A 24927-nucleotide genomic window follows, 5' to 3' on the forward strand; every position below is an offset into this window, starting at 1 on the left:
GGTCGGACCTCGAAAGATGCCGCCATGCTCATTGACACTGACGTCAACGTCAATACTCTGGCGCTGTGGCACGCAGAGCGCAGCAACGGCACGAATGGGCGACCCGCACCGCCCGGGACCGGACCGACGCCCCGGCGCGCGGACGCTTGCTCGACGCGGCGGAGGAGGTGTTCGGGCGGCTCGGGTACGGGCCGACGACCATCGCCGACATCACCGCGCGGGCCGAGGTGTCCCGGGCCGGCTTCTACGTCTACTTCGCGTCGAAGGAGGAGGTGTTCCGGGTCCTCGCGGCGCGCGTCCGGGACGCGTTCCTCGCCGCCCAGGACGTGCCCGGCGTCGACACCGACGACGTGGCCTCGGTCGCCGGGGCCTCCACCGCCGCGTTCATCGCCGCCTACGCCCGCCACCTCCCGCTGCTCGCCCTCCTCGAACAGCAGGCCCGCGCCGACGACGAGGTGCGTGCGCTGTGGGAGGAGATCCGCGAGCGGCCGGTCCGCCGCGCCGCCCGCTACGTGCGCCGGGTCGCGGCCGAGGGCCGGGCGCACCCGGTCGTCGACCCGCTCACGCTGTCCCGCGCCGTCGGCGGCATGAGCGTGGAGTTCGCCCGGCTCGTGGCCGAGCGGCCGGCGGCGTACGACGAAGCGGTGCGGGACGTCACCGCCATGTATCTGCACCTCCTCGGTATCGGAGCAGCACACCCCCAGTAGGGAGCCGCACGTTGTCCACCGGCATATCCATCGGCACAGACACCGACACGTATCTGCACGGCCTGCGGGCCCGCCAGGCCAAGGCCCGCGCGGGCCGCCAGCCCACCCGAACCGTCCACGGGGCGGGCGAGTTGACGATCCCCGCACATCTCGCGCGCTGGGCCCGCCTCAAGGGCGACCGGCCCGCGCTCGTCAGCGGCGGCGAGACGCTCACCTACCGTGAACTCGACGCGGCCGTCGCCGGGTTGGCGGGCTGGCTCGACGCGCGCGGCGTGCGGCCCGGCGACCGGGTCGCGGTGTTCCTGCCGAACGGCATCCGGTTCGTCGTGGCGATGCTCGCCGTGCTGCGGCTCGGCGCGGTGCACGTGCCGGTCAACCCGATGTTCCGCGCCGCCGAACTCCGCCACGAACTCGTCGACGCCGGACCGGGGACCGTCCTCACCCAGGACGCCCTGCTGCCGGTCCTCGACGAGGTGCGCGCCGACACCGCCGTCCGCACCGTCCTCGCCGACACCGACTGGCCGGCCGCCCTCGCCCATCCGCCGCTGGACCACGTCGCCGACGACCTCGACGCGCTCGCCGCACTCAACTACACGGGCGGCACCACCGGACTGCCCAAGGGCTGCGAGCACACCCAGCGGCACATGGTCTACACGGCCACCGCCATCGACAACGGCCGGATGCCCGACGCCGCCGAACGCGCCCGCGGCATCGTCTCCCTGTGCTACCTGCCCGTCTTCTGGATCGCCGGAGAGAACCTCGGCGTGCTCGCCCCGCTCGTCTCCGGCGGCACCAGCGTCCTGCTCACCCGCTGGAACGCCGACGCCGTGCTGCGCGCCATCGGCACCCACCGGGTGAGCACCATGGCCGGGACCGTCGAGAACTACCTCGAACTCCTCGAGCATCCGGACCTCGCGCGGCACAACCTGTCGAGCCTCACGGCCCCGCTGACCGTCTCCTTCGTCCGCAAGCTCACGCCGTCGCTGCGCGCCCGCTGGAAGGCCGCCGTCGGCGACCACAGCGTGCTGCGCGAGGCCTCGTACGGGATGACGGAGACCCACACCAGCGACACCAACACGCTCGGCTTCCAGGACGGTGACCGGGACCTGCTCGGCGACCCCGTCTTCTGCGGGCTGCCCGTCCCCGGCACGGACTTCATGGTCGTCGACTTCGCCACCGGGCGGCCGCTGCCGCTCGGCGAGCGCGGCGAGATCGTCGTGCGCGGCCCGTCCGTGCTCACCCGGTACTGGCGCGCGCCCGAGGCCACCGAGAACGCCCTGCGCGACGGCTGGCTGCACACCGGCGACATCGGCGCCCTCGACGAGGAGGGCTGTCTGCACTACCTCGGCCGCGACAAGGACATGATCAAGGTCAAGGGGATGAGCGTCTTCCCCACCGAGGTCGAGACGCTCCTGGGGCAGCACCCCGACGTGCTCGCCGCCGCGGTCGTCGCCGTCGACGACGCCGACAGCGGGCAGCGGCCCTACGCGTTCGTGCGCACCGCCCCCGGCTCGACGCTCACCGGGGACGGCCTGCGGGAATGGGCCGCGGCGACGATGGCGACGTACAAAGTGCCCACCGTCGAGATCGTCGACGCCCTCCCGATGACCCCCACCGGCAAGATCAGGAAGACGGAGCTGACCGCTCGAGCCACTCGCACGCGGCCCGCGCCGTGAACTCCTCCTGACCGCCCTTGAACAGCAGGTCCGCCGTGGTGAACGCCGGGTCGTCCGCCTGCGCCGCGACATACGGCAGCGCGATGCAGCGCATGCCCGCCGCGTGCGCCGCGGCGGCACCCGGCGCCGCGTCCTCCAGGACCACACAGTGCGCCGGTTCCACTCCGAGGCGGCGCGCCGCCTCCAGGAACACGTCCGGGGCCGGCTTGCCGTGCTCGACCTCGTCCGCCGACACGTACCGCGTCAGCTGCGCACCGAGACCGGTGCCGGTCAGGATCGCCTCGATGGCCTCCGGCGACGAACCCGACGCCACGATCATCGGCACACCCGCCGTGTGCAGCCGTTCCACGAACAGCCGCATCTGCGGGAAGACGTGGGTGTCGGCGCGGGCCAGGTCCAGGTACCGGGCGTTCATGTCGGCGAGGAGTTCGTCGGCGGGGGCCTCGATGCCGTACGCGCGCCGCCAGATCCCGATGGTCTCCAGCGTCGAGATGCCGACGTACGTCTCGTGGTCGGCCCAGGTGAAGCCCGTGACGCCGTAGCGGGCGAGAGTCCCCAGGGACGCCTTGTAGTAGTTGGGCTCGCTGTCGACGAGGGTGCCGTCGAGATCGAAGACGACCGCCGTGCCGCGCAGCCGGTACGGGGAGTCGTGGTGCGGGTCGCTCATGCTTCCCAGGATGCAGGAAGCGCGGCCCCGGCGATCACCCGCGGTCCTTCGCCGCCGCCCGGCCGATCGCCTCGACCAGCGGCAGCAGCCGGTGCGGGACCCGCTCGCGCAGGGCGACCTCGGTACGGGTGCGGACCACCCCGGGCAACCGGTTGAGCTGCTGGACCACGTCCTCCAGATGACCGGCGTCGCGGGCCGCCACCCGGGCCAGCAGGTCGCCGCCGCCGGTGATGGAGTGCGCCTCGATGATCTCCGGCACCCCCGCGAGGGCGTCCCCGACCTCGCTCAGGTGGCCCTGTGTCACTTCGATGTGCACGAACGCCAGCACCGGGTGGCCGAGCGCCGCGGGGGAGAGGGACGGCGCCGCGCCGGTGATCACACCGTCCCGTTCGAGCCGGTCGAGCCGCGCCTGCAGCGTGCCGCGGGCGACGCCGAGGATGCGCGCGTACTCGCGGACGCTGGTCCGCGGCTGCTCCAGGAGCAGCCGCAGGATGCGGGTGTCGAGCTGGTCCACGGCCATGGGGGCGGGCTCCTTCGGTGGCGCGGTCGATCGTCACCGACTGTACCGATGGCCCGGTCGAGCTGCCCTTTCGCCGGCCGGACAGTTCAGCCGGTGTACATGCCGCGGCGCTCTGTTCCTCTGCGCCTCGGAGCCCTACCATCCAGTAGCTCCGTCTCGTCTCCTTCCGCCCCCCCCACGCCGGAGGTACCGATGCGCCGTCGACCCGCCCTGCTCCTGGCCCTGTTGGGCTCGCTCGCCGGGCTGCTGTACGCGGCGCCGACGGTGTCCGCCGCACCGCACCGTCCCGTGGTCCTCGTCCACGGATACAACGCCGACCCCGGGGTCTGGGGCGCACTGGCGGACGACCTCAAGGCGTCCGGATACACCGACGACGAGATCTTCCGCTGGGGCTACGACACGCACGCGTCGGTCAACGAGACGCTCGCCGGGCAGTTCGCCGCCTACGTGGACGGCGTCCGCGCGCGGACGGGCGCCGACCAGGTCGACATCGTCGCGCACTCCTTCGGCAGCCTGCCCACCCGCTGGTACCTCGCCCACGGCGGCGGTACGGCACACGTCGCCCACTGGATCTCGCTCGGCGGCCCCAACCACGGCACCTACACGGCCTGGGCGTGCGCCGCCTGGGACCAGGCCTGCCGCGACATGTCGCCCGGCAGCTACGTCCAGAAGCGGCTGGCCGCGGGCGACGAGACCCCGGGCGCCGCCCGGTACGCCACCTTCTGGTCGAACTGCGACGAGGTGATCAACCCCGACGACAGCGTGCCGCTCACCGGGGCCCTCAACACCGCGGCCGGCTGCCTGGACCACAACGAACTGCTCGGGGACGACGGCGTCTCACAGGGGGTGCGCGCGTTCCTCGCGACATGACGCCTCGACAGCCTCCCGTCGCACGGCCGTCACCCGCCGCCCACCCCGGCGTACTCCGCTCTGTTTGGATGTACGCCGACAAGCCGACCCCCCCCAGGAGCTCTCATGCCGCGTGCCCCGCACTCCCGCCTGCGCCGAGCGGTCCCCGCCGCGCTCGTCGCCCTCGCCGCGGTCGCGGCCGGATCGCCGGCCGCGACCGCCGCCGAGCCGGCACCGGCGCTGCGTGTCCTGACCTACAACACGTTCCTCATGAGTCAGAACCTGTATCCGAACTGGGGCCAGGAGCACCGCGCGGCGCAGATCCCCAAGGCGTCCTTCTTCCAGGGCAACGACGTCGTCGTCCTCCAGGAGGCGTTCGACAACTCCGCCTCGGACGCCCTCAAGCGGGCGGCGGCCGGGGCCTACCCCCACCAGACCCCCGTCGTCGGCCGCGGCACGAGCGGGTGGGACGCCACGGGCGGGGCCTACTCCGCCACGACGCCGGAGGACGGCGGGGTCACCCTGCTCAGCAAGTGGCCGATCCTGCACAAGGAGCAGTACGTCTACGCGGACGCGTGCGGCTCCGACTGGTGGTCGAACAAGGGGTTCGTGTACGCCGTGCTGGACGTGCGCGGCACCAAGGTGCACGTCGTCGGCACGCACACGCAGTCCACCGACTCCGGATGCGGCGACGGAGAGGCGCGGGCCGACCGCGCAAAGCAGTTCCGGGCCATCGACGCGTTCCTCGCCGACCGGCACATCCCCGCGGACGAGGAGGTCGTCGTCGCCGGGGACATGAACGTCGACGCCCACGGCACCGAGTACGCCTCGATGCTGGCCGACGCGGGCCTGACCCCGGCCGACGGCCGCACCGGGCACCCGTACTCCTTCGACACCCGGGACAACTCCGTCGCCCGCTACCGCTACCCCGACGACCCGCGCGAGGATCTCGACCACGTGCTCTTCAAGCAGGGCCACGCCCGTCCCGCCGGATGGACCAACGAGGTCGTCGCGGAGCGCAGCGCCCCCTGGACCGTGACCAGCTGGGGCGCGAGCTACACGTACACGGACCTCTCCGACCACTACCCCGTGGTGGCGTCCGCGCGCTGACGCGCCCGGTCAGCGCCGGCCCGTGACCCCGGGCCCCGACGCCGTCGAGCCGCGCACCACCAGTTCGGGCATGAACACGAACTCCGTGTGCGGCGCGGGGGTGCCGCCGATCTCCTCCAGGACCGCGCGGACCGCTGCCTGGCCCATCGCCTGCACGGGCTTGCGCACCGTGGTCAGCGGCGGATCGGTGAACGCGATCAGCGGCGAGTCGTCGAAGCCGACCACCGACACGTCGTCCGGCACCTCCAGACCGCGCTGCCGGGCCGCCCGGATCGCGCCGAGCGCCATCATGTCGCTGGCGCAGACGATCGCCGTGCAGCCGCGGTCCATCAGCGCGGAGGCCGCGGCCTGGCCGCCCTCCAAGGTGTAGAGGGAGTGCTGGACGAGATCGCGCTCGATCTCGTCCGGGCCGAGACCGAACCGGTCCTGCATCGAACGCACGAAGCCCTCGATCTTCCGCTGGACCGGCACGAACCGCTTCGGGCCGAGCGCGAGACCGATCCGCGCGTGGCCCAGCGACGCGAGATGCGTGACGGCCAGGTGCATCGCGGCCCGGTCGTCCGGCGAGATGAACGGTGCCTGCACCTTCGGCGAGAACCCGTCGACGAGCACGAACGGCACGCCCTGGGCGCGCAGTTGCTCGTAGCGCTGGGTGTCGGCCGTGGTGTCCGCGTGCAGCCCGGACACGTAGATGATGGCGCTGACGCCCCGGTCGACGAGCATCTCGGTGAGCTCGTCCTCGGTGGAGCCGCCCGGGGTCTGGGTGGCCAGGACCGGTGTGTAGCCCTGGCGGGTCAGCGCCTGCCCGATGGTCTGGGCGAGGGCCGGGAAGATCGGGTTCTCCAGCTCCGGGGTGATCAGACCGACGAGTCCCTCGCTGCGCTGGCGCAGCCGCACGGGCCGCTCGTAGCCGAGCACGTCGAGCGCGGCGAGCACCGACTGGCGGGTGCCCGACGCGACGCCCGGCTTGCCGTTGAGGACCCGGCTGACCGTCGCCTCGCTGACGCCCGCCTGTGCCGCGATGTCGGCGAGGCGCGCGGTCACGGGTGGGGACTGGGCCGGTCGCCGGGCAGCCTGTGCGGGCAGCTGCGTCATCGCACTCCTTGGGGGGACATCCTGATGGCAAGAGTCCCGATCATCCCTGCGCAACCGGCTGGTGGCAAGACCTTGCAGACCCTTGCAAGGCCACAGAGTGCCTGAAAAACGGGCATAACACACCGCTTTGGTCCGCACCTTGCCGGTCACGAAGCGGTAACTCGCCCCCGTGGCTGCAATTTTTTGCTGCAAGGTCTTTCGCCGGGCTTGCTGCGCTGTTACGTTCACGTCGCCCGGCGGCGGCGACGGCGCGGTCGGCAAGTAGGCCAGAGGAACGGACGGGACCGTTCCTCGCCCACTCACGGGCATTCACCCTCTAGGAGATCTCATGCGGCGTGGCATAGCGGCCACCGCGGTGGCGGCGTCCCTCGCACTCGCGGCGACGGCCTGCGGCGGAAGTGACGACGACGGCGGCAAGGCGTCGGGCCCGGTCACCATCACGTGGTGGGACACGTCGAACGCCACCAACGAGGCGCCCACGTACAAGGCGTTGGTCAAGGACTTCGAGAAGGCCAACCCCGACATCAAGGTCAAGTACGTCAACGTGCCCTTCGACCAGGCGCAGAACAAGTTCGACACGGCGGCCGGCGCCAGCGGCGCCCCGGACGTGCTGCGCGCCGAGGTCGGCTGGACGCCCGCGTTCGCGAAGAAGAGCTACCTGCTGCCGCTGGACGGCACCGAGGCCCTCGCGGACCAGGGCAAGTTCCAGGAGAGCCTGATCAAGCAGGCCCAGTTCGACGGCAAGACCTACGGCGTCCCGCTGGTCACCGACACGCTCGCCCTCGTCTACAACAAGGCCCTCTTCAAGAAGGCCGGGATCACCGAGGCCCCCACCACGTGGGAGGAGCTGAAGGCGGACGCGGCCAAGGTCAAGGACAAGACCGGCGCCGACGGCTACTGGGGCTCCACGGCCGGCTACTACGCCCAGCCGTTCCTGTTCGGCGAGGGCACCGACACCGTCGACGCCTCCGGCAAGAAGATCACCATCGCCTCCGCCGAGGCCAAGAAGGGCCTCACCACCTGGCAGGGCCTGTTCGACGGCAAGGGCCTGCACAAGGCCGACGCCACCGCGGACGCCTACGCCCACATCCAGGACGCCTTCGTCAGCGGCAAGGTCGCCTCGATCATCCAGGGCCCCTGGGAGATCACGAACTTCTACAAGGGCTCCGCGTTCAAGGACAAGGGCAACCTCGGCATCGCCACCGTCCCGGCCGGCTCCAGCGGCAAGGCGGGCGCCCCGACCGGCGGCCACAACCTGTCGGTCTACGCGGGCTCGGACAAGTCCCACCAGGAAGCGTCCCTGACGTTCGTCAAGTGGATGACCTCGGCGAAGACGCAGGAGCAGATCGCCCTCAAGAACTCGACGCTGCCCACGCGTTCGGACGCGTACACCGCGAAGGTCACCGCCGACCCGGGCATCGCCGGCTACCAGAAGGTCCTGACCGCCGCCCAGCCGCGGCCCGAGCTGCCCGAGTACAGCTCGCTGTGGACGCCGCTGGACCAGGAGCTGCCGAAGGTCGCCACCGGCAAGGAGTCCCTGGACAAGGGCCTGGGCAACGTGGAGACCGCGTTCGCCAAGCTCGTGCCCGACTTCTCCAAGTGACGCCCGCGTCCTCGTAGTCCAGCCGGTTCGCGCCCCGAAGGGGAGGGCGCGAACCGGCGTCGACCTGATGCAGCCCGACTCAGAAGGTGCCCCGCACATGACCCTCGCCGTCGACCGACCGGCCTCCACGAGCCGTGAGCCACGCCCCGGACCGATCCAGCGCCTGAAGGACTCGTACCGCAGATACTGGTACGCGTACGCGATGATCGCCCCGGTCGTCGTGGTCCTCGGCGTCCTCGTCGGCTACCCCCTGGTGCGGGGCTTCTACCTGACGCTCACCGACGCCAACAGCCTCAACTCCGCCCGCACCATCGGCGTCAACCACATCGACGCCACCTACAAGTTCATCGGCCTCGACAACTACGCCGACATCCTGTGGGGCCCCGCCTCCTACGACCGCTTCTGGTCGCACTTCATCTGGACGGTCGTCTGGACCGCGCTGTGCGTCGCGCTGCACTACTCGATCGGGCTCGGTCTCGCCCTGCTGCTGAACCAGAAGATGCGCGGGCGCACCTTCTACCGGCTGATGCTGATCCTGCCGTGGGCCGTGCCGACGTTCGTCACCGTCTTCGCGTGGCGCATCATGCTCGCCGACTCCGGCGTCATCAACGCCACCCTCGGCTCGCTCCACCTGCCCCAGCCCCAATGGCTGGAGGACCCCTTCTTCCAGCGCGCCGCCGCGATCCTCGTCAACACGTGGTGCGGTGTGCCGTTCATGATGATCTCGCTGCTCGGTGGACTGCAGTCCATCGACGCCTCGCTGTACGAGGCCGCGGAGATGGACGGCGCGAACGCCTGGCAGCGGTTCCGCCACATCACCCTGCCCGGCCTGCGCTCGGTCAGCTCCACCGTCGTCCTGCTCGGCGTGATCTGGACGTTCAACCAGTTCGCGATCATCTTCCTGCTGTTCGGCAACACCGCGCCGGACGCACAGATCCTCGTGACCTGGGCCTACCGCCTGGGCTTCGGCCAGCAGCCGCGCGACTTCGCGCAGTCCGCCGCGTACGGCGTCCTGCTGCTGTCGATCCTGACCGTGTTCACGTCCTTCTACTACCGCTGGTTGAGGCGCAATGAGCAGCTCGCCGTCTGACGCCGCAGGAGTCACCACCATGAGCACCACGACCGCCTCGCAGATCCCCGAGCAGCGCTCAGCCCCGCGGGTCACCGGCGTCGGCGCCACCCGCCGGACCCGCCGGCGCGGCGAACTCGGTCCGCTGGCGAAGGCCTTCTCGCACGGCGTGCTCGCCGTCGCGAGCCTGATCGCCCTGTTCCCCATCGTGTGGCTGATCTACCTGTCGCTCGGGCCGGACAAGGACGACTACCTGCACCCCGGCGACATCGCAGGCAAGGCCACCTTCGACAACTACGCGCAGGTCCTCCAGCACAGCGGCTTCTTCAACTGGATGACGTCCACGCTGATCGTCTCCCTCGGCACCACACTCGTCGGTGTGATGTTCGCGGCGACCACCGGGTACGCGGTCTCCCGGATGCGCTTCCCCGGCTACAAGCCGCTGATGTGGGTGCTGCTGCTCACGCAGGCGTTCCCCATCGCCGTGCTGATCGTGCCGATGTACGAGATCTTCGCCGAGCTCGGGCTCGTCGACAGCTATCTCGGTCTGATCCTCGCCTACTGCACCACGGTCGTGCCGTACTGCACCTGGCTGATGAAGGGGTACTTCGACACCGTCCCCGTCGACATCGACGAGGCCGGCCGCATCGACGGACTCAGCCCCTTCGGCACCTTCTACCGGCTGATCCTGCCGCTCGCCAAGCCGGGCATCGCCGTCGCGGCGTTCTACAGCTTCATCACGGCCTTCGCCGAAGTCCCCTTCGCGTCCACGTTCATGCTGGACGACTCCAAGTACACGTTCGCGGTGGGCCTGCAGAGTTTCATCAGCGAGCACGACGCCCAGTGGGGTCTGATGGCCGCCACCGCGGTGTTGATCGCGATACCGGTCACCGCCTTCTTCTACCTTGTCCAGAAGCACCTGGTCACCGGCCTGACCGCGGGCGGTACCAAGGGCTGATCCCGCTTCGACGACCGACCAGTTGACCGTTCCTTCACGCAGCAAGGACACCATGACTCAGCATTCCACCGACGAGTCCCCGGCGTTCGCCACCACGACCCGCCCGACCACCGACTGGTGGCGCGACGCGGTCATCTACCAGGTGTACCCGCGCAGTTTCGCCGACAGCGACGGCGACGGCACGGGCGACCTCGAAGGCATCCGCCGCCGTCTGCCCTACCTGCGCGACCTCGGGGTCGACGCGGTGTGGCTCTCGCCGTTCTACGCGTCGCCGCAGGCCGACGGCGGCTACGACGTCGCCGACTACCGCGCCGTCGACCCCATGTACGGCACGCTCCTCGACGCCGACGCGGTGATCCGCGACGCGCACGCGCTCGGCCTGCGCATCATCGTCGACCTCGTGCCCAACCACTCCTCCGACCAGCACGAGTGGTTCAAGCGGGCCGTCGCCGAGGGCCCCGGATCGCCGCTGCGGGAGCGCTACCACTTCCGCGCCGGCCAGGGAGCGAACGGCGAACTCCCGCCCAACGACTGGGAGTCCATCTTCGGCGGCCCCGCCTGGACCCGGCTGCCGGACGGCGAGTGGTACCTCCACCTGTTCGCGCCCGAGCAGCCCGACTTCAACTGGGAGCACCCGGCCGTCGCCGACGAGTTCCGCTCGATCCTGCGCTTCTGGCTCGACATGGGCGTCGACGGCTTCCGCATCGACGTCGCCCACGGCCTCGTCAAGGCCGAGGGCCTGCCGGACCTCGGCTCGCACGACCAGCTGAAGCTGCTCGGCAACGACGTCATGCCGTTCTTCGACCAGGACGGCGTGCACGCGATCTACCGCTCCTGGCGCACGATCCTCGACGAGTACGACGGCGACAAGGTGTTCGTCGCCGAGGCCTGGACCCCCACCGTCGAGCGGACCGCGAACTACGTCCGCCCCGACGAGCTGCACCAGGCCTTCAACTTCCAGTACCTGAGCGCTCCTTGGGAGGCGCAGGAGCTGCGGGAGATCATCGACGGCTCCCTCGACGCGATGCGCCCCGTCGGCGCCCCGGCCACCTGGGTGCTGTCCAACCACGACGTGACCCGGCACGCCACCCGCTACGCCAATCCGCCCGGCGGCACCCAGATCCGCACCGCCGGCGACCGTGAGCTCGGCCTGCGCCGCGCCCGCGCCGCCACGCTGCTCATGCTGGCGCTGCCCGGGTCCGCGTACGTCTACCAGGGCGAGGAGCTCGGCCTGCCGGACGTCACGGACCTGCCCGACGAGGTGCGCCAGGACCCGTCGTTCTTCCGCGCCCAGGGGCAGGACGGCTTCCGGGACGGCTGCCGGGTGCCGATCCCGTGGACCGTGGACGGGCCGTCGTACGGCTTCGGCGACGGCGGCAGCTGGCTCCCGCAGCCCGACACCTGGGGTGCGCTCAGTGTCGAGGCGCAGACCGGTGACCCGGACTCGACCCTGGAGCTGTACCGCTCCGCCTTCGCCCTGCGCCGCACGCGGCCGGGCCTCGGCGCCGGCGACAGCGTGAAGTGGCACGACGACGTCCCCCCGGGGCTGCTCTTCTTCGAGCGGCCCGGGTTCGCCTGCACGGTCAACACCACCGGCGCCCCGGTCTCCGTCGAGGCGCCGGGCCGGGTGCTGCTGTCCTCCGGCCCGGTCACGGTCGAGGGCGGCCGCATCGAGCTGCCCGCCGACACGACCGTGTGGTGGGAGACGGCGTGACGCGCCGGCGCTGACGCAGGAGAAAGGGGCCGGTGCGGACCGGCCCCTTTCTTCATGCTCTCGGCGTCACTTCCAGGTGTCCCTCGCCGTGTACCCGGCTCCGGACCCGGTCGTGTAGGTGCGGTTGGCGCCGGACTCCCACGTGACGTTCCCCGACGCGTCCTTCTTCAGGTACTTGTACGCGAAGGCCGTGCCCTTGGGGACGATGGCCGACCGCCCCCAGGAGGGGTACGCGGCCGACGACAGCGGGATCGCGTCGGCGGGGTTCCAGGAGCCGAGCGAGGGCAGCGAACCGGTGACGTAGACGTTCGTGCCGTAGGCCGTCGTCGCGTTCACCGAGAACGTCACATCGGTGGCGTCGGCGTTCGCCACGTTCCAGGAGTTGTTCATCTGGACCGGCGAACTCGCCGTCTTCAGCGTCCTGTTGGCGTTGGACTCCCAGGTGACGTTCCCGGCGGAGTCCTTCTTCAGGTACTTGTACTCCAGCGACGCCGAGGTCGGGACCGCGATGTCCTTCTTCCAGATCGGGTAGTCGGTGGAGGACAGCTTGACCGCGTTCGCCGGGTTCCAGGAGCCGAGCGCCGCGGTCGAGCCGACGACGTAGACGTCCGAGCCGGAGGCGGTGGCCGCGTATGCGCCGAAGGACGCCGTGACCGTGCCGGAGCCGCCCGAACCGCCGCTGCCGCCGCCGCAGTTGACGGTGCAGACGTAGTTCTTGTCGTAGAACGCGACCGCCGACTTCGCGGGCACGGTCAGCGTCGCCTTGCCGCCGGAGACGGTGACGGACGTCGCGCCGCCGTCGATGACGTTCGGGTACGTGCCGTCGGCCAGGCCCGTCGTGTACGTGGACGTGTGCGCGCCGGAGCTGTTGTTGAGCGCGACGAAGCCCGCGTTGCCCCGGCCGAACCCGATGACGTTCGACGCCGGTGACTGCCAGTTGGCGACGGCCGAGCCGGCCGCGGCGTTGTGCCAGCCGACCATGCCCGCGACGGCCGTGTCCCGGTCCAGGCAGGTCCAGCCGTTCGCGCAGTCGGTGGCCGTGACGAAGCCGCTGCCGTTGTGCGGCGGGGCCTCGTCGCTCTGGCCGAAGTTCCAGGCCGCGTAGACCGAGGGGCGTCCGTATCCGCGGGCCAGCTGGAAGACGTTGGCGAGGGTGGCGGTGGCGCCGTCCTTGTAGCTGAGCGTGTAGCCGTTGCGCTCGGTGTCGTGGTTGGTGACGAACGTGTTGGCGTTCTGCTCGTTCGCCAGGCCCCAGCTGCTGCCGAACGAGGACAGGTTGGCGATGTCGCCGCCGCCGAACTGCGACTTCATCGCGGCGGCGTACGTGAAGTCGAGGACGTCCCCGTTCGCGTAGTAGTCGCCGAGGGCCGGGGGAGTGCCGGGGTAGACCTCCTGCGTGATGTACGGCGTCTCGCCCGATGTCGTCTTGTGCAGCGCCCCGACGATGGCCTTCATGTCGCCGGTCTCGATGTGCTTGGCGGCGTCCACGCGGAAGCCGTCGACGCCCAGGTCGATCTGCTTGTTCAGGAAGCCGACGATCTTGTCGCGCACGCCGGACTCGGCGGTGTCGAGGTCGGGCAGGCCGAGCAGCTCGCAGTGCTGGACCTCGTGCTGGTCCGACCAGTTGGAGATGGTCTTCGTGCAGTCGTCGCTGTCGGCCGGGTCGTAGTCCGGGGTGTCGTACTTGTTGCCGATCGTGGTGCCCGCGTAGCCGGTGCCGGTCTGGGCGGCCGTGTGGTTGATGACGGCGTCCGTGTACACCTCGATGCCCGCGCCGTGGCAGGCGTCGACCATCGCCTTGAAGTCGGCGGCGCTGCCGAAACGGCTGTCCAGGCTGTACGAGTACGGCTGGTAGACGTCCCACCAGTAGAAGTTCGCCTGCTTCAGGGACTCCTCGGGCGGGGCGACCTGGACGGCGCCGTAGCCGGCCGGGTCGAGGACGTCCGTGCACTCCTTGGCCACGGACGCCCAGTTCCACTGCCAGAGGTTGGCGATCACGTCGCCGTTCGGGACGCCCGTGTCGGCCGCGGCGGCCGGGGACGCGGGCAGGGCGACGACGCCGCCGAGCGCGAGGGCACCGACGGCGAGTGCGGCGGCGGTGCGGCGCCGTGGCCGGGACGGCCGGGTGGGGATCTGTCTCATGTGCGGCTCCTGGAATGTGGGGATTCCGGCCGGTCTGGCGGGGCCGGAGGACGAGCAACGCTCCGTGAGCGTGAGGGAGTTGAGAAGGTCACGTCAATAACCCTGCTGAAAGTTCTTGCTGTGAGTTGCAGAACTCTTGCAGCAAAGTCTCTGCAAGGGATACGGTCACGCGGCGGAGCGGCGCCGCCCGCCCGCGCCCCGGCCTCTCGCCCTCCCAAGAGCCCTGATTCCGCGAGGAGTTCACGCCTTGAGCCGCACCCGTACCACCCCGCACAGACGGGCCGCCGCGTACACCGCGGCCGCCGCGCTGCTGGTCACCCTCGCCCAGCCCCTCGCCGCGCGCGCCGCGGCCCCGCCCGCGCCGCCGTCCGACGCGAAGCTGGCCGCCGCGCCGGCCCGCCACGACCTGACGCGCGAGCAGTACTACTTCGTGCTGCCGGACCGCTTCGCGAACGGCGACGCCTCCAACGACAGGGGCAAACTGACCGGTTCACGCCTCGCGACCGGCTACGACCCCACCGACAAGGGCTTCTACCAGGGCGGCGACCTCAAGGGCCTGACCAAGCGGCTCGACTACATCAAGGACCTCGGCACCACCGCGATATGGCTGGCGCCGATCTTCAAGAACAAGCCCGTGCAGGGTGCGGGCAAGGACGCCTCGGCCGGCTATCACGGCTACTGGATCACCGACTTCACCCAGGTCGACCCGCACTTCGGCACGAACGCCGACCTGAAGACCCTCATCTCCCGAGCCCACGGCAAGGGCATGAAGGTCTTCTTCGACGTCATCACGAACCACACCGCCGACACCGTCGACTACACCGAGAAGACCTACGGCTACCGCTCCAAGGGCGCCTACCCGTACCTGGACACCGAGGGCCGCCCCTTCGACGACAGCAAGGGCATGGCGAAGGTCGACGCCGACTCCTTCCCGTACACGCCGAAGAACACGGGCGAGATGGTCCCGTCGTGGCTGAACGACCCGACCATGTACCACAACCGCGGCGACTCCACCTGGGAGGGCGAGTCGACGACGTACGGGGACTTCTCCGGGCTCGACGACCTGTGGACCGAGCGGCCCGAGGTCGTGAAGGGCATGGAGAAGATCTACGAGAAGTGGGTGCGGGACTTCGCCGTCGACGGCTTCCGCATCGACACGACCAAACACGTCGACCTGGACTTCTGGACCCAGTGGGCCACGGCGCTCGACAAGTACGCCGCCGAGCACGGCCGCGAGGACTTCTTCATGTTCGGCGAGGTGTACTCCGCCGACACCGACGTCACCTCCCCGTACGTCACGCGCGGCCGCCTCGACGCGACGCTCGACTTTCCGTTCCAGGACGCGGCCCGCGCCTACGCCTCGCAAGGCGCTTCCGCCGACAAGCTCGCCAAGGTCTTCGCCGACGACTACAAGTACGCCACCGACAAGGCGAACGCCTATGAGCAGGTGACGTTCCTCGGCAACCACGACATGGGGCGCATCGGCACCTTCCTGAAAGCCGACAACCCGAAGGCCGGCGACGACGAACTGCTGCGGCGCGACAAGCTCGCCAACGAGCTGATGTTCCTGTCACGTGGCAACCCCGTCGTCTACTACGGCGACGAACAGGGCTTCACCGGCCCCGGCGGCGACAAGGACGCCCGCCAGACGATGTTCGCCTCGAAGGTGGCCGACTACCTCGACGACGACGAGCTCGGCACCGACCGCACCCACGCCGACGACGCGTACGACACCGCGCATCCCCTGTTCAAGTCGATCGCCGCGCTCTCGAAGCTGCGCAAGGACAACCCCGCGCTCGCCGACGGCACGCAGAAGGAGCTGTACGCCAAGGACTCGGTGTACGCCTTCTCGCGCACCGGCGCCGGCCGCGAGTACGTCGTGGCGGTCAACAACGCGACCTCGGCGAAGACGGTCGAGCTGCCGGTCGAGTCGGCGGCATTCCGTACCCTGTACGGCGGTTCGGGCACGTCCGAGGCGTCCGACGGGAGTATCGAGGTCACCGTCCCGGCCCTGTCGTCCCTCGTCCTGCGCGCCGAGAACAAGCTCCCCGCGCCGGCGTCCCGGCCCACGCTGTCGCTGAAGGCCCCGGCCGCGGGTGCCACCGGGACGGTCACCCTGTCCGCCGACCCCGGCGACAGCGCCTCGGCCCGCGTCGTCTTCGCCGCGCAGGCCGGCAACGGCGCGTGGCGCACCCTCGGCTCCGTCGACCACGCCCCGTACCGGATCACCCAGTACCTGCCGGACACCGTGTCGGCCGGAACGCCTCTGCGGTACAAGGCGGTTGTGGTGGACCGCGCCGGACGCACCGCGAGCGCCCTCGCCGGTACGACGGCGGGACAGCCGCCCGCGCCCGACAAGCCCACGGCCGTCGACCGCGACCACGCCGTCGTCCACTACAAGCGTGCGGACGGCGACTATGCCGGCTGGACCCTCAAGTCCGGCGACGCGACGGGTGAGTTCGTCGGGCGCGACGCCTATGGAGCCTTCGCCTGGGTGAAGGTGCCCGACGGTGCGAGTTCCCTGACGTACACCGTCCGGAACGCCGACGGCGCCGACGGGCCGCAGCGCACCGTCGACCTGGCGAAGACCGGAGAGGTCTGGATCGAGCAGGGCAAGGACGGCCAGGCGACGACCAGGCCCGACGGCGCCTACCCGCCGCAGGACGAGAAGAAGGCCGTCGTCCACGTCCACCGCGCCGACGGCGACTACGACGGCTGGGGCCTGCACACCTGGACCGGCGCCGCGAACCCCACCGACTGGTCCAGGCCGCTGCAGCCCACCGGCAAGGACGCCTACGGCCTGGTCTTCGAGGTGCCGCTCGCCGACGGCGCGACGTCCCTGAGCTACATCCTCCACAAGGGCGACGAGAAGGACATCCCCACCGACCGCGCGCTCGACCTCGCCACGTACGGCAAGGAGGTGTGGCTCAACGCGGGGGACACCGACTACCTGCTCCCGTCGATCGGTTCGGGCGCCGACCTCGACCTCTCCAAGGCGCAGGCGCAGTGGATCGACGCCGACACCGTCGTGTGGAAGGTGACGTCCACCGCGGCCACCAGCCAGCAGCTCGTCTACGCCCCCGAGGGCGGCATCACCGTCCAGGACGGGGCCCTCAGCAGCGAGGGGCACTGGCTGCGGCTCGACCCCGGCGCGCTCACCGACGCGCAGAAGGCCGAGTACCCCCACCTGAAGGACTATCCGGCGTTCACCGTCGACCCGCGCGACCGCGACCGGGTGCGCGACGCCCTGCGGGGGCAGCTCGTCGCGACGCAGCGCGCGGCGAACGGCGCCCTCCTCGCGGCCACGGGGGTCCAGATCCCCGGCGCCCTCGACGACGTGTACGCCGGCGCGGCCGGGAAGGCCACGCTGGGGCCGGTGTTCAAGGGCGGCAAGGTCACCCTGTCCGTCTGGGCGCCGACCGCGCGGGACGTCCGCCTCGACCTGGGCGGCAAGCGGACGCCGATGCGCCGCGACGCCGCGAGCGGCGTGTGGACCGCCACGGGCTCCGCGGCGGCCTGGCGCGGCAAGCAGTACCGCTACGCCGTGACCGTGTGGGCGCCCAGCGTCCAGAAGCTCGTCACGAACGAGGTGACCGACCCGTACTCGGTGGCCCTGACCGCGAACTCGCAGCGCAGCCTCGTCGTCGACCTGAACGACAGGTCCACCGCACCCAAGGGCTGGTCCGACCTGCGCAAGCCCAAGGCCGTCGCCATGAAGGACGCGCAGATCCAGGAGCTCCACATCCGCGACTTCTCGGTGGCGGACCACACGACACCCGAGAAGGACCGCGGCACCTACCTCGCCTTCACCGACAAGAACAGCGACGGCTCGAAGCACCTGCGCGACCTGGCCGGGTCCGGCACGTCGTACGTGCACCTGCTGCCGGCCTTCGACATCGCCACGATCCCCGAGAAGAAGTCCGAACAGGCCGCACCCGACTGTGACGTGGCGTCCTATGCCGCCGACAGTGACAAGCAGCAGGAGTGCGTGACGAAGGCGGCCGCCAAGGACGCGTACAACTGGGGCTACGACCCGTACCACTACACGGTCCCGGAGGGCTCGTACGCCAGCGACCCGGACGGCACCCGGCGCACCGTCGAGTTCCGGCAGATGGTCAAGTCCCTCAACGAGGACGGGCTGCGCGTCGTCATGGACGTCGTCTACAACCACACGGCGGCCGCCGGCCAGGACAAGACGTCCGTGCTCGACAGGATCGTCCCGGGCTACTACCAGCGGCTCCTGGCCGACGGATCCGTCGCGAACTCCACCTGCTGCGCGAACACGGCGCCGGAGAACGCCATGATGGGCAAGCTCGTCGTCGACTCGATCGTCACCTGGGCCAAGGAGTACAAGGTCGACGGCTTCCGCTTCGACCTGATGGGCCACCACCCCAAGGCCAACATCCTCGCGGTCCGCAAGGCCCTCGACGCCCTCACCGTCGAGAAGGACGGCGTCGACGGCAAGAAGATCATCCTGTACGGCGAGGGCTGGAACTTCGGCGAGGTCGCCGACGACGCGCGCTTCGTGCAGGCCACGCAGAAGAACATGGCGGGCACCGGCATCGCCACCTTCTCCGACCGGGCGCGCGACGCCGTGCGCGGCGGCGGCCCCTTCGACGAGGACCCGGGCGTGCAGGGCTTCGCCTCCGGGCTGTACACCGACCCCAACTCCTCGACGGCGAACGGCACATCGGCCGAGCAGAAGGCCCGCCTCCTGCACTACCAGGACCTGATCAAGGTGGGTCTGTCGGGCAACCTCGCGGCCTACGAGTTCACCGACAGCGACGGGAAGAAGGTGAAGGGCTCCGACGTCGACTACAACGGCGCGCCCGCCGGGTACGCGGACGCCCCCGGTGACGCGCTCGCCTACGCGGACGCGCACGACAACGAGTCCCTCTACGACGCGCTGACCTACAAACTGCCCGCGACGACGAGCGCCGCCGATCGCTCCCGCATGCAGGTCCTCGCGCTGGCCACCGCGGCGCTGTCGCAGGGCCCGGCGCTGTCGCAGGCGGGCACCGACCTGCTGCGGTCCAAGTCCCTGGACCGCAACTCGTTCGACAGCGGCGACTGGTTCAACGCCGTCCACTGGGACTGCCGGGCCGGCAACGGCTTCGGGCGCGGGCTGCCCCCGGCCGCCGACAACAAGGCCAAGTGGCCCTACGCCAAGCCCTTGCTGGCCTCGGTCGCGGTGCCCGGCTGTAGGGAGATCAAGGGCACGTCGGCCGCCTACCAGGACCTGCTGAGGATCCGCACGGCCGAGCCGGCCTTCCACCTGGCCACGGCCGGCCAGGTGCAGCGGGAGCTCTCCTTCCCGCTGTCCGGCAAGGACGAGGCGCCGGGCGTCATCACCATGCGCCTCGGTGACCTGGTGGTCGTCCTCAACGCGACCCCGCAGCGGCAGGACCAGACGGTCGCGGCGCTCGCCGGGTCCGGATACCGGCTGCACCCGACGCAGGCCGACGGTTCGGACGACGTCGTCAAGTCGGCTTCGTACGCGAAGGGTTCGGGGACGTTCAGCGTGCCCGGCCGGACCGTCGCGGTGTTCCGCCGCGCCTGAGAGCCCGATGCGACCTGACGGTGCCCCCGGCCGGACGGCCGGGGGCACCGTTTCGTCCAGTCCTTCCGTGGTCGCGCCGGTGTGATGGGGTTGACCCTGACACCGTGTGAGCCTGTGCAGTGGGAGACGTCATGTTCACCATCGGAGACTTCGCCCGGCACGGCCGTGTCTCGGTCCGCATGCTGCGTCACTACGACGCGACGGGACTGTTGCACCCGGCCGAGGTCGACCCTGCCACCGGCTACCGCCGCTACACCGCCGCCCAGCTCGCGCGGCTCAACCGCATCATCGCCCTCAAGGACCTCGGCTTCACTCTTCAGCAGGTCGGAGAGATCCTCGACGAGAAGGCCGACGTCGGGCAGCTCCGCGGCATGCTGCGGCTGCGTCGCGCGGACCTGGCGGCGGAGATGGCCGCGGCGGCGGCCCGGCTGACCCAGGTCGAGGCGCGGCTCCGGTCCATCGAGAGCGAGGGGCACATGCCCGCCGACGACGTCGTCATCAAACACCTGCCGAGCCTGCGCGTGGCCGAACTCACCTCCATTGCACCCGACTTCGACTCGATCGGGCCGGTCATCCAGCCCCTGTACGGGGAGTTGTTCCGGCGCCTGGGTGCGGCCGGTGTCACGCCGACCGGGCCCGGCGTCGCCCGCTACGAGGACGCGCCGGGCGGCGGCGTCCTCGTCCACGCGGGCGTCGAGGTGGCCGTCGCGCCGCGCGACGGCACCGGCGACGGGCTGTGGGTGCTCGACCTGCCGCCCGTGGAGCGCGCCGCGACCCTCGTGCACCGCGGCCCGATGGAGGCCGTCCTGCCGTCGGTCCAGACGTTGGCCCGCTGGATCGACGCGCACGGCCACCGCTCGGCGGGATACCCCCGGGAGATCAACCTGGAGTGCCCCGAGAACCGCGAGGACTGGGTGACCGAACTCCAGGAGCCGCTCCACTGACCCGGGCCGCCGAGGCGAGATCGGCAGTCCAGGCTGCGCACCCTGAGTTGCGCAGTCTGGGCTGTCGATCTACGGTGGAGGCATGACCGAGAAAGAAGAACCCGTTTCCGCCGACGCCCTCCGGGCGGCCGGCGACCTGTGGGTGGTGTTCGGTCGGCTGCGCCGCAAGCTGAAGGCCCTGGAGAACCTCGAAGAGGTCAAGGGGCACGAGGGGGAGGCGGAGCTCTCCCCGGCGCAGGCCTCCGTCCTCACCCGTATCGCCAAGACCGGCCCCGCGTCCGCGAGCGAGCTCGCGGCCGCCGAGGGCGTTCGGCCGCAGTCCATGGCCAGGACCGTCATCTCGCTGGAGCGGGACGGGCTCGTCGAGCGCAGCCAGGACCCGCACGACGGACGCCGCCAGGTCGTCGCCCTCACCGAGCGGGGCCGCGAGCGCCGCCAGGGCGACCGGCTGGCCCGCCAGGCGTGGCTCGCGCGGGCCCTGCAGGAGCACGGCACCGAGGAAGAGGTGCGGGCCGTCATCACGGCCATGAAGCTGCTCGACGAGGTGGCGCAGGCGTGATCCGGCTCGCCGAGCGCATACGTGGCGCGCGCACGGCCGGCCCCGGCGGGTTCGACCGCCGCCTGATCGCGCCGATGATCCTCGGCTCGGTCCTGAACCCGATCAACTCCTCGATGCTCGCCGTGGCGCTGATCCCCATCGGCCGGGCCTTCGGCGCACCGCCCTCGCAGACCGCCTGGCTCGTGTCGGGCCTCTATCTCGCCACGGCCGTCGGCCAGCCGGTCATCGGCCGGCTCGTCGACGCGTTCGGACCGCGGCGGCTCTATCTCGCGGGCACCGCGCTGGTCGGCGTCGCCGGACTGCTCGGAGCCCTCGCGCCGAACCTCTGGGTCCTCGTCGCCTCCCGGGTCCTGCTCGGCTTCGGCACCTCGGCCGCGTACCCGGCGTCCATGTCGCTGCTGCGCACCGAGTCCGACCGCACCGGCATGAAGAGCCCCAGCGGCATCCTCGCCTCGCTCTCCGTCTCCAACCAGGTCATCGCCGTCGTCGGACCGACGCTCGGCGGACTGCTGATCGGCGCGGGCGGCTGGCACCTGATCTTCGCGATCAACGTGCCGCTGTCGGCGGCCTGTCTGGTGCTCGGCGCCCGGCGGCTGCCGCGGACCGCGACGCGCCGGTCCGACGTGCACACCGACGTGACCGGAATGGTCCTGTTCGCCGGGGCGCTGACCGCGTTCATGCTCTTCCTGATGGACCCGGGCGCCGCCCACTGGTACCTGCCGGTGATCGGCCTGGCCGCGGGCACCGTGTTCGCCCGCCGCGAGCTCGGCTCCGACGACCCGTTCATCGACCTGCGCGTGCTGGGCGGGAACGCGCCGCTGCTGGCCACGTTCGGGCGTCAGCTCCTCGCGTACACCACGTCCTACGCCTTCCTGTACGGCTACAGCCAGTGGCTCCAGGAGGGCCGTGGGCTCAGCGCCTCGCACGCCGGGCTGCTCCTGCTGCCGATGTCGGCGGCGGCCCTCGTCGTCACGGCGCTGACCGGGCGCGACCCGCGGGTCCGGGCCAAGCTCGCCGTCGGCGCGATCACCCAGCTCCTGGGCTGCGCCGCCCTGCTGTTCCTCGGGTCCGCCAGCCCGGTCTGGCTCCTGGTCGTCATCGGCGCGCTCTTCGGTGTGCCCCAGGGGCTGATCGGTCTCGCCAACCAGAACACCCTGTACGCGCAGGCCGACCCGGCCCGGATGGGCTCGTCGGCCGGGCTGCTGCGCACGTTCTCCTATCTCGGCGCGCTGCTCGCCTCCGCGGCGACCGCCGCCTTCTTCCAGGACGGCGCCACCGGTGCCGGACTGCACGGCCTGGCGTGGCTCCTGATCGCCGTCGCCGGTTCGTTCCTGCTCCTGTGCCTCGCCGACCGCTCGCTGAGCCGCGTCGGCCGCGACACGTAGCGCACTCAACTCCCCTTGCTGGAAAGGTGGTTCCCTCATGCCCGTCACCACTGTCGACCCCCGCACCGCACTTGTCGTCGTCGACCTGCAGAACGGCGTCATGGGCGTGCCCGGCGCGCCCCACACCACGGCCGAGGTCCTGGAGCGCACGGTGCGGCTCGCCGACGCGTTCCGCGCCCAGGATCTGCCGGTCGTCCTCGTCCGCGTCTCCCACGCCGCCGACGGCGCCGACGCGACGCCCGGCCGCACCGACACACCCCGCCGCACCGCGACCCCGCCGGCCGGCTGGGACGAGGTCGTCGACGCGCTCGCCGGCCACCCCGAGGACATCGTCGTCACCAAGCGGAACTGGTCCGCGTTCTACGGCACCGACCTCGATCTCCACCTGCGCCGGCGCGGCGTCACCCAGGTCGTCCTGACCGGCGTCGCCACGAGCATCGGCGTCGAGTCCACGGCCCGCGCCGCCCACGAGCACGGCTATCACGTCACCCTCGCCACGGACGCCATGACCGACGTGGACGCCGAGGCGCACCGCTCCAGCGTCGAGCGGATCTTTCCGCGCCTGGGCGAGACCGGCCCGACGGACGACATCCTGAAGGTACTGGCCGAGCGCAACTGACGTACGAGCACCACCTTGGCGATCAGCGCGGGCCCGTCCGGGTCCGCGCTGATCTTCACTGGCTCCGGGCGATCCGGTCCAGCCACTCGCGCAGCAGCGCCTGCTCCGCCTCCGTCAGCGCCTCGGTCCCGGGAAGGGCCGCGCGCAACGCGACCGCCGCTCCGACCGGGCCCGGGGTCTCGGCCGCGGGCGCCCCGGTGGTGATCGCCGCGATGACCGCCTCGCGCGCCAGCATCGAGAGCTCCAGGTCGCGCTGTCCCTCGGGCTGGCCGATGAGCGTGACGGTCGTGCCGCTGCCCGCGGCGTGCACCAGCTGCGCGGCACGCTCCTCGGTGACCCGCAGCCGGCCCGCCTCGGCGATCCGGCGGATGTGCGCGGCGAGGATCTCGGTGCCCGCCACGGCGGCCGGGGGAGGGGTGGCGCCGGGCCGCTGACGGCCGTACATGAGCAGATACAGCGCCGGGTTGGCGAGACCGAAGCCGAGGTGCAGGTCCCAGCCCGCGCGCAGGTCCTCGATGGGGTCGCCGGTCGGCTCGAGCCCGGTCTTGTCGCTGAGGTACGCCGCGAAGCCCTCGGCCGCCGCCGCGTCGAGCAGACCCTGCTTGTCGCCGAAGAGCCGGTAGATCGTCGGGGCCTGCACCCCGGCCGCGGCCCCGACCGCGCGTGTCGACACCGCCTCCTGGCCGCCCTCGGACAGCAGCTTGGCGGTGGCCGCGAGGATCCGCTCGCGGGGGCCGTCCTCGGCGGTGATCTCCTCGACGCTCATGTGGCAACGGTAACAGGATGCTGTTAGCGGCGATATTTTATCGGTGCTAACCTCAAGAGTGTTAGCGCCGCTCACGGCTGCTGGCTTCTCTCGTTCCTCCCCACGCCTGGAGTCGTCATGATCATCGTCACCGGTGCCACCGGCCTGCTCGGGCGGCAGACCGTCGAGCGGCTGCTCGACCGGGTCCCCGCCGACCGGATCGCCGTCAGCGTCCGCACCCCCGACACGGCACAGGACCTGCGCGAGCGCGGCATACGGGTCCGCCGCGGCGACTTCACCGAGCCCGCCAGCCTGGTCCACGCCTTCGAGGGGGCCGAGCAGGTCCTGATCGTCTCGACCGACTCCACCGGCACGCAGGCGGTCGACGGACACCGTGCCGCGATCACGGCCGCCGTCACCGCGGGCGCCCGCCGGATCCTGTACACGAGCCACATGGGCGCGAGCCCGGCCTCGCCCTTCGCGCCCATGCCCGACCACGCCGCCACGGAACGGGCCCTGCGGGAGGCGGGCGTCCCCTGGACGTCCCTGCGCAACGGCTTCTACGCGACGTCGGCCGTCATGATGCTCGGCGACGCCGTCCGCACCGGGCGGCTGATCGCCCCGCAGGACGGCCCGGTCTCCTGGACCGCCCATGCCGACCTCGCCGAGGCGGCCGCGACCGTACTGGCCGACGAGGGCCGCTTCGACGGTCCGACCCCGGCGCTGACCGGCGCCGAGTCCCTCGACCTCGCCGACATCGCGGCGCTCGCCTCCGACATCTCGGGGCGCCCCGTCGAGCGGATCGTCGTCCCGGACGAGGAGTACCGCGCGGGACTCGTCGCCCACGGGGTCCCGACGGCACAGGCCGACCTGCTCGTGGGCCTCTTCGAGGCCGGCCGCAAGGGGGAGTTCGCCGCGGTCGACCCCGCGCTCGCGTCCCTCGTGGGGCACGCGCCGACGCCGATGCGCGACGTGCTGAAGGCGGCGATCGGCGCGACGCCGTGA

Annotated in this window: 19 protein-coding genes; 14 read left to right on the forward strand and 5 right to left on the reverse strand. The window is 71.2% G+C overall.

Going from position 1 to position 24927, the window contains the following annotated elements:
- Nucleotides 1-65: 65 nt before the first annotated feature.
- The gene (locus ACQUQD_RS36230; RefSeq protein ID WP_428956432.1) at nt 66-707 is read left to right on the forward strand and encodes a TetR/AcrR family transcriptional regulator; all 642 of its coding nucleotides are present in this window, start codon (nt 66-68) and stop codon (nt 705-707) included.
- A gap of 11 nt (nt 708-718) precedes the next feature.
- Nucleotides 719-2383 carry an AMP-binding protein gene (locus ACQUQD_RS36235; protein ID WP_428956433.1) on the forward strand — a complete coding sequence of 555 codons (1665 nt, stop codon included), beginning with the start codon at nt 719-721 and terminating at the stop codon, nt 2381-2383.
- On the opposite strand, the gene ACQUQD_RS36240 is transcribed toward ACQUQD_RS36235, so the two are convergent.
- Both ACQUQD_RS36240 and ACQUQD_RS36245 read right to left on the reverse strand, forming a co-directional pair.
- Nucleotides 2331-3050 carry an HAD family hydrolase gene (locus ACQUQD_RS36240; RefSeq protein WP_428956434.1) on the reverse strand — a complete coding sequence of 240 codons (720 nt, stop codon included), beginning with the start codon at nt 3048-3050 and terminating at the stop codon, nt 2331-2333. The two genes, ACQUQD_RS36235 and ACQUQD_RS36240, sit on opposite strands and share 53 nt — an antisense overlap.
- 34 nt (nt 3051-3084) lie before the next feature.
- Complete coding sequence (locus tag ACQUQD_RS36245; protein WP_428956435.1) at nt 3085-3570, reverse strand: Lrp/AsnC family transcriptional regulator; 486 nt, start codon at nt 3568-3570, stop codon at nt 3085-3087.
- A gap of 192 nt (nt 3571-3762) precedes the next feature.
- On the opposite strand from ACQUQD_RS36245, the gene ACQUQD_RS36250 reads away from it, so the two are divergent.
- The gene (locus ACQUQD_RS36250; RefSeq protein WP_428956436.1) at nt 3763-4440 is read left to right on the forward strand and encodes an esterase/lipase family protein; all 678 of its coding nucleotides are present in this window, start codon (nt 3763-3765) and stop codon (nt 4438-4440) included.
- 105 nt (nt 4441-4545) lie between these two features.
- Nucleotides 4546-5529 carry a sphingomyelin phosphodiesterase gene (sph, locus tag ACQUQD_RS36255; RefSeq protein WP_428956437.1) on the forward strand — a complete coding sequence of 328 codons (984 nt, stop codon included), beginning with the start codon at nt 4546-4548 and terminating at the stop codon, nt 5527-5529.
- A gap of 9 nt (nt 5530-5538) precedes the next feature.
- On the opposite strand, the gene ACQUQD_RS36260 is transcribed toward sph, so the two are convergent.
- Entirely contained in the window at nt 5539-6573 is a 1035-nt protein-coding gene (locus tag ACQUQD_RS36260) for a LacI family DNA-binding transcriptional regulator (protein WP_428957740.1), read from the reverse strand.
- Between the two features lie 379 nt (nt 6574-6952).
- Between ACQUQD_RS36260 and ACQUQD_RS36265 the strand changes: the two genes are divergently transcribed.
- From ACQUQD_RS36265 to ACQUQD_RS36280, 4 genes are all read left to right on the forward strand, one after another.
- The gene (locus tag ACQUQD_RS36265; RefSeq protein WP_428956438.1) at nt 6953-8227 is read left to right on the forward strand and encodes an extracellular solute-binding protein; all 1275 of its coding nucleotides are present in this window, start codon (nt 6953-6955) and stop codon (nt 8225-8227) included.
- 97 nt (nt 8228-8324) lie between these two features.
- Complete coding sequence (locus ACQUQD_RS36270; RefSeq protein ID WP_428956439.1) at nt 8325-9317, forward strand: carbohydrate ABC transporter permease; 993 nt, start codon at nt 8325-8327, stop codon at nt 9315-9317.
- 19 nt (nt 9318-9336) lie between these two features.
- Nucleotides 9337-10254, forward strand: coding sequence for a sugar ABC transporter permease (locus ACQUQD_RS36275; RefSeq protein ID WP_428956440.1), 918 nt, complete (start codon nt 9337-9339; stop codon nt 10252-10254).
- A gap of 52 nt (nt 10255-10306) precedes the next feature.
- Nucleotides 10307-11968 carry a glycoside hydrolase family 13 protein gene (locus ACQUQD_RS36280; RefSeq protein WP_428956441.1) on the forward strand — a complete coding sequence of 554 codons (1662 nt, stop codon included), beginning with the start codon at nt 10307-10309 and terminating at the stop codon, nt 11966-11968.
- A gap of 66 nt (nt 11969-12034) precedes the next feature.
- Here ACQUQD_RS36280 and ACQUQD_RS36285 read toward each other — a convergent pair whose 3' ends face one another.
- Nucleotides 12035-14110 carry a carbohydrate-binding module family 20 domain-containing protein gene (locus tag ACQUQD_RS36285; protein ID WP_428956442.1) on the reverse strand — a complete coding sequence of 692 codons (2076 nt, stop codon included), beginning with the start codon at nt 14108-14110 and terminating at the stop codon, nt 12035-12037.
- Nucleotides 14111-14357: 247 nt separating this feature from the next.
- On the opposite strand from ACQUQD_RS36285, the gene pulA reads away from it, so the two are divergent.
- The 5 genes from pulA (at nt 14358) to ACQUQD_RS36310 (ending at nt 23177) form a co-directional block, all read left to right on the forward strand.
- Nucleotides 14358-19670, forward strand: coding sequence for a pullulanase-type alpha-1,6-glucosidase (pulA, locus tag ACQUQD_RS36290; protein ID WP_428956443.1), 5313 nt, complete (start codon nt 14358-14360; stop codon nt 19668-19670).
- Nucleotides 19671-19801: 131 nt separating this feature from the next.
- Nucleotides 19802-20614 carry a MerR family transcriptional regulator gene (locus ACQUQD_RS36295; protein ID WP_428956444.1) on the forward strand — a complete coding sequence of 271 codons (813 nt, stop codon included), beginning with the start codon at nt 19802-19804 and terminating at the stop codon, nt 20612-20614.
- Between the two features lie 82 nt (nt 20615-20696).
- On the forward strand, nt 20697-21173 hold the full coding sequence (locus ACQUQD_RS36300) for a MarR family winged helix-turn-helix transcriptional regulator (RefSeq protein ID WP_428956445.1): 477 nt from the start codon (nt 20697-20699) through the stop codon (nt 21171-21173).
- Nucleotides 21170-22558, forward strand: a complete 1389-nt coding sequence (locus ACQUQD_RS36305) for an MFS transporter (protein WP_428956446.1) — start codon at nt 21170-21172, stop codon at nt 22556-22558. The genes ACQUQD_RS36300 and ACQUQD_RS36305 overlap by 4 nt, the downstream gene beginning before the upstream one ends.
- Before the next feature lie 37 nt (nt 22559-22595).
- Complete coding sequence (locus tag ACQUQD_RS36310; RefSeq protein WP_428956447.1) at nt 22596-23177, forward strand: hydrolase; 582 nt, start codon at nt 22596-22598, stop codon at nt 23175-23177.
- 55 nt (nt 23178-23232) lie between these two features.
- Here ACQUQD_RS36310 and ACQUQD_RS36315 read toward each other — a convergent pair whose 3' ends face one another.
- The gene (locus ACQUQD_RS36315) at nt 23233-23943 is read right to left on the reverse strand and encodes a TetR/AcrR family transcriptional regulator (RefSeq protein WP_428956448.1); all 711 of its coding nucleotides are present in this window, start codon (nt 23941-23943) and stop codon (nt 23233-23235) included.
- Nucleotides 23944-24060: 117 nt separating this feature from the next.
- On the opposite strand from ACQUQD_RS36315, the gene ACQUQD_RS36320 reads away from it, so the two are divergent.
- Nucleotides 24061-24927, forward strand: coding sequence for an SDR family oxidoreductase (locus tag ACQUQD_RS36320; RefSeq protein ID WP_428956449.1), 867 nt, complete (start codon nt 24061-24063; stop codon nt 24925-24927).

It is taken from the genome of Streptomyces sp. cg35 (assembly GCF_050410835.1).
GTDB lineage: Bacteria > Actinomycetota > Actinomycetes > Streptomycetales > Streptomycetaceae > Streptomyces.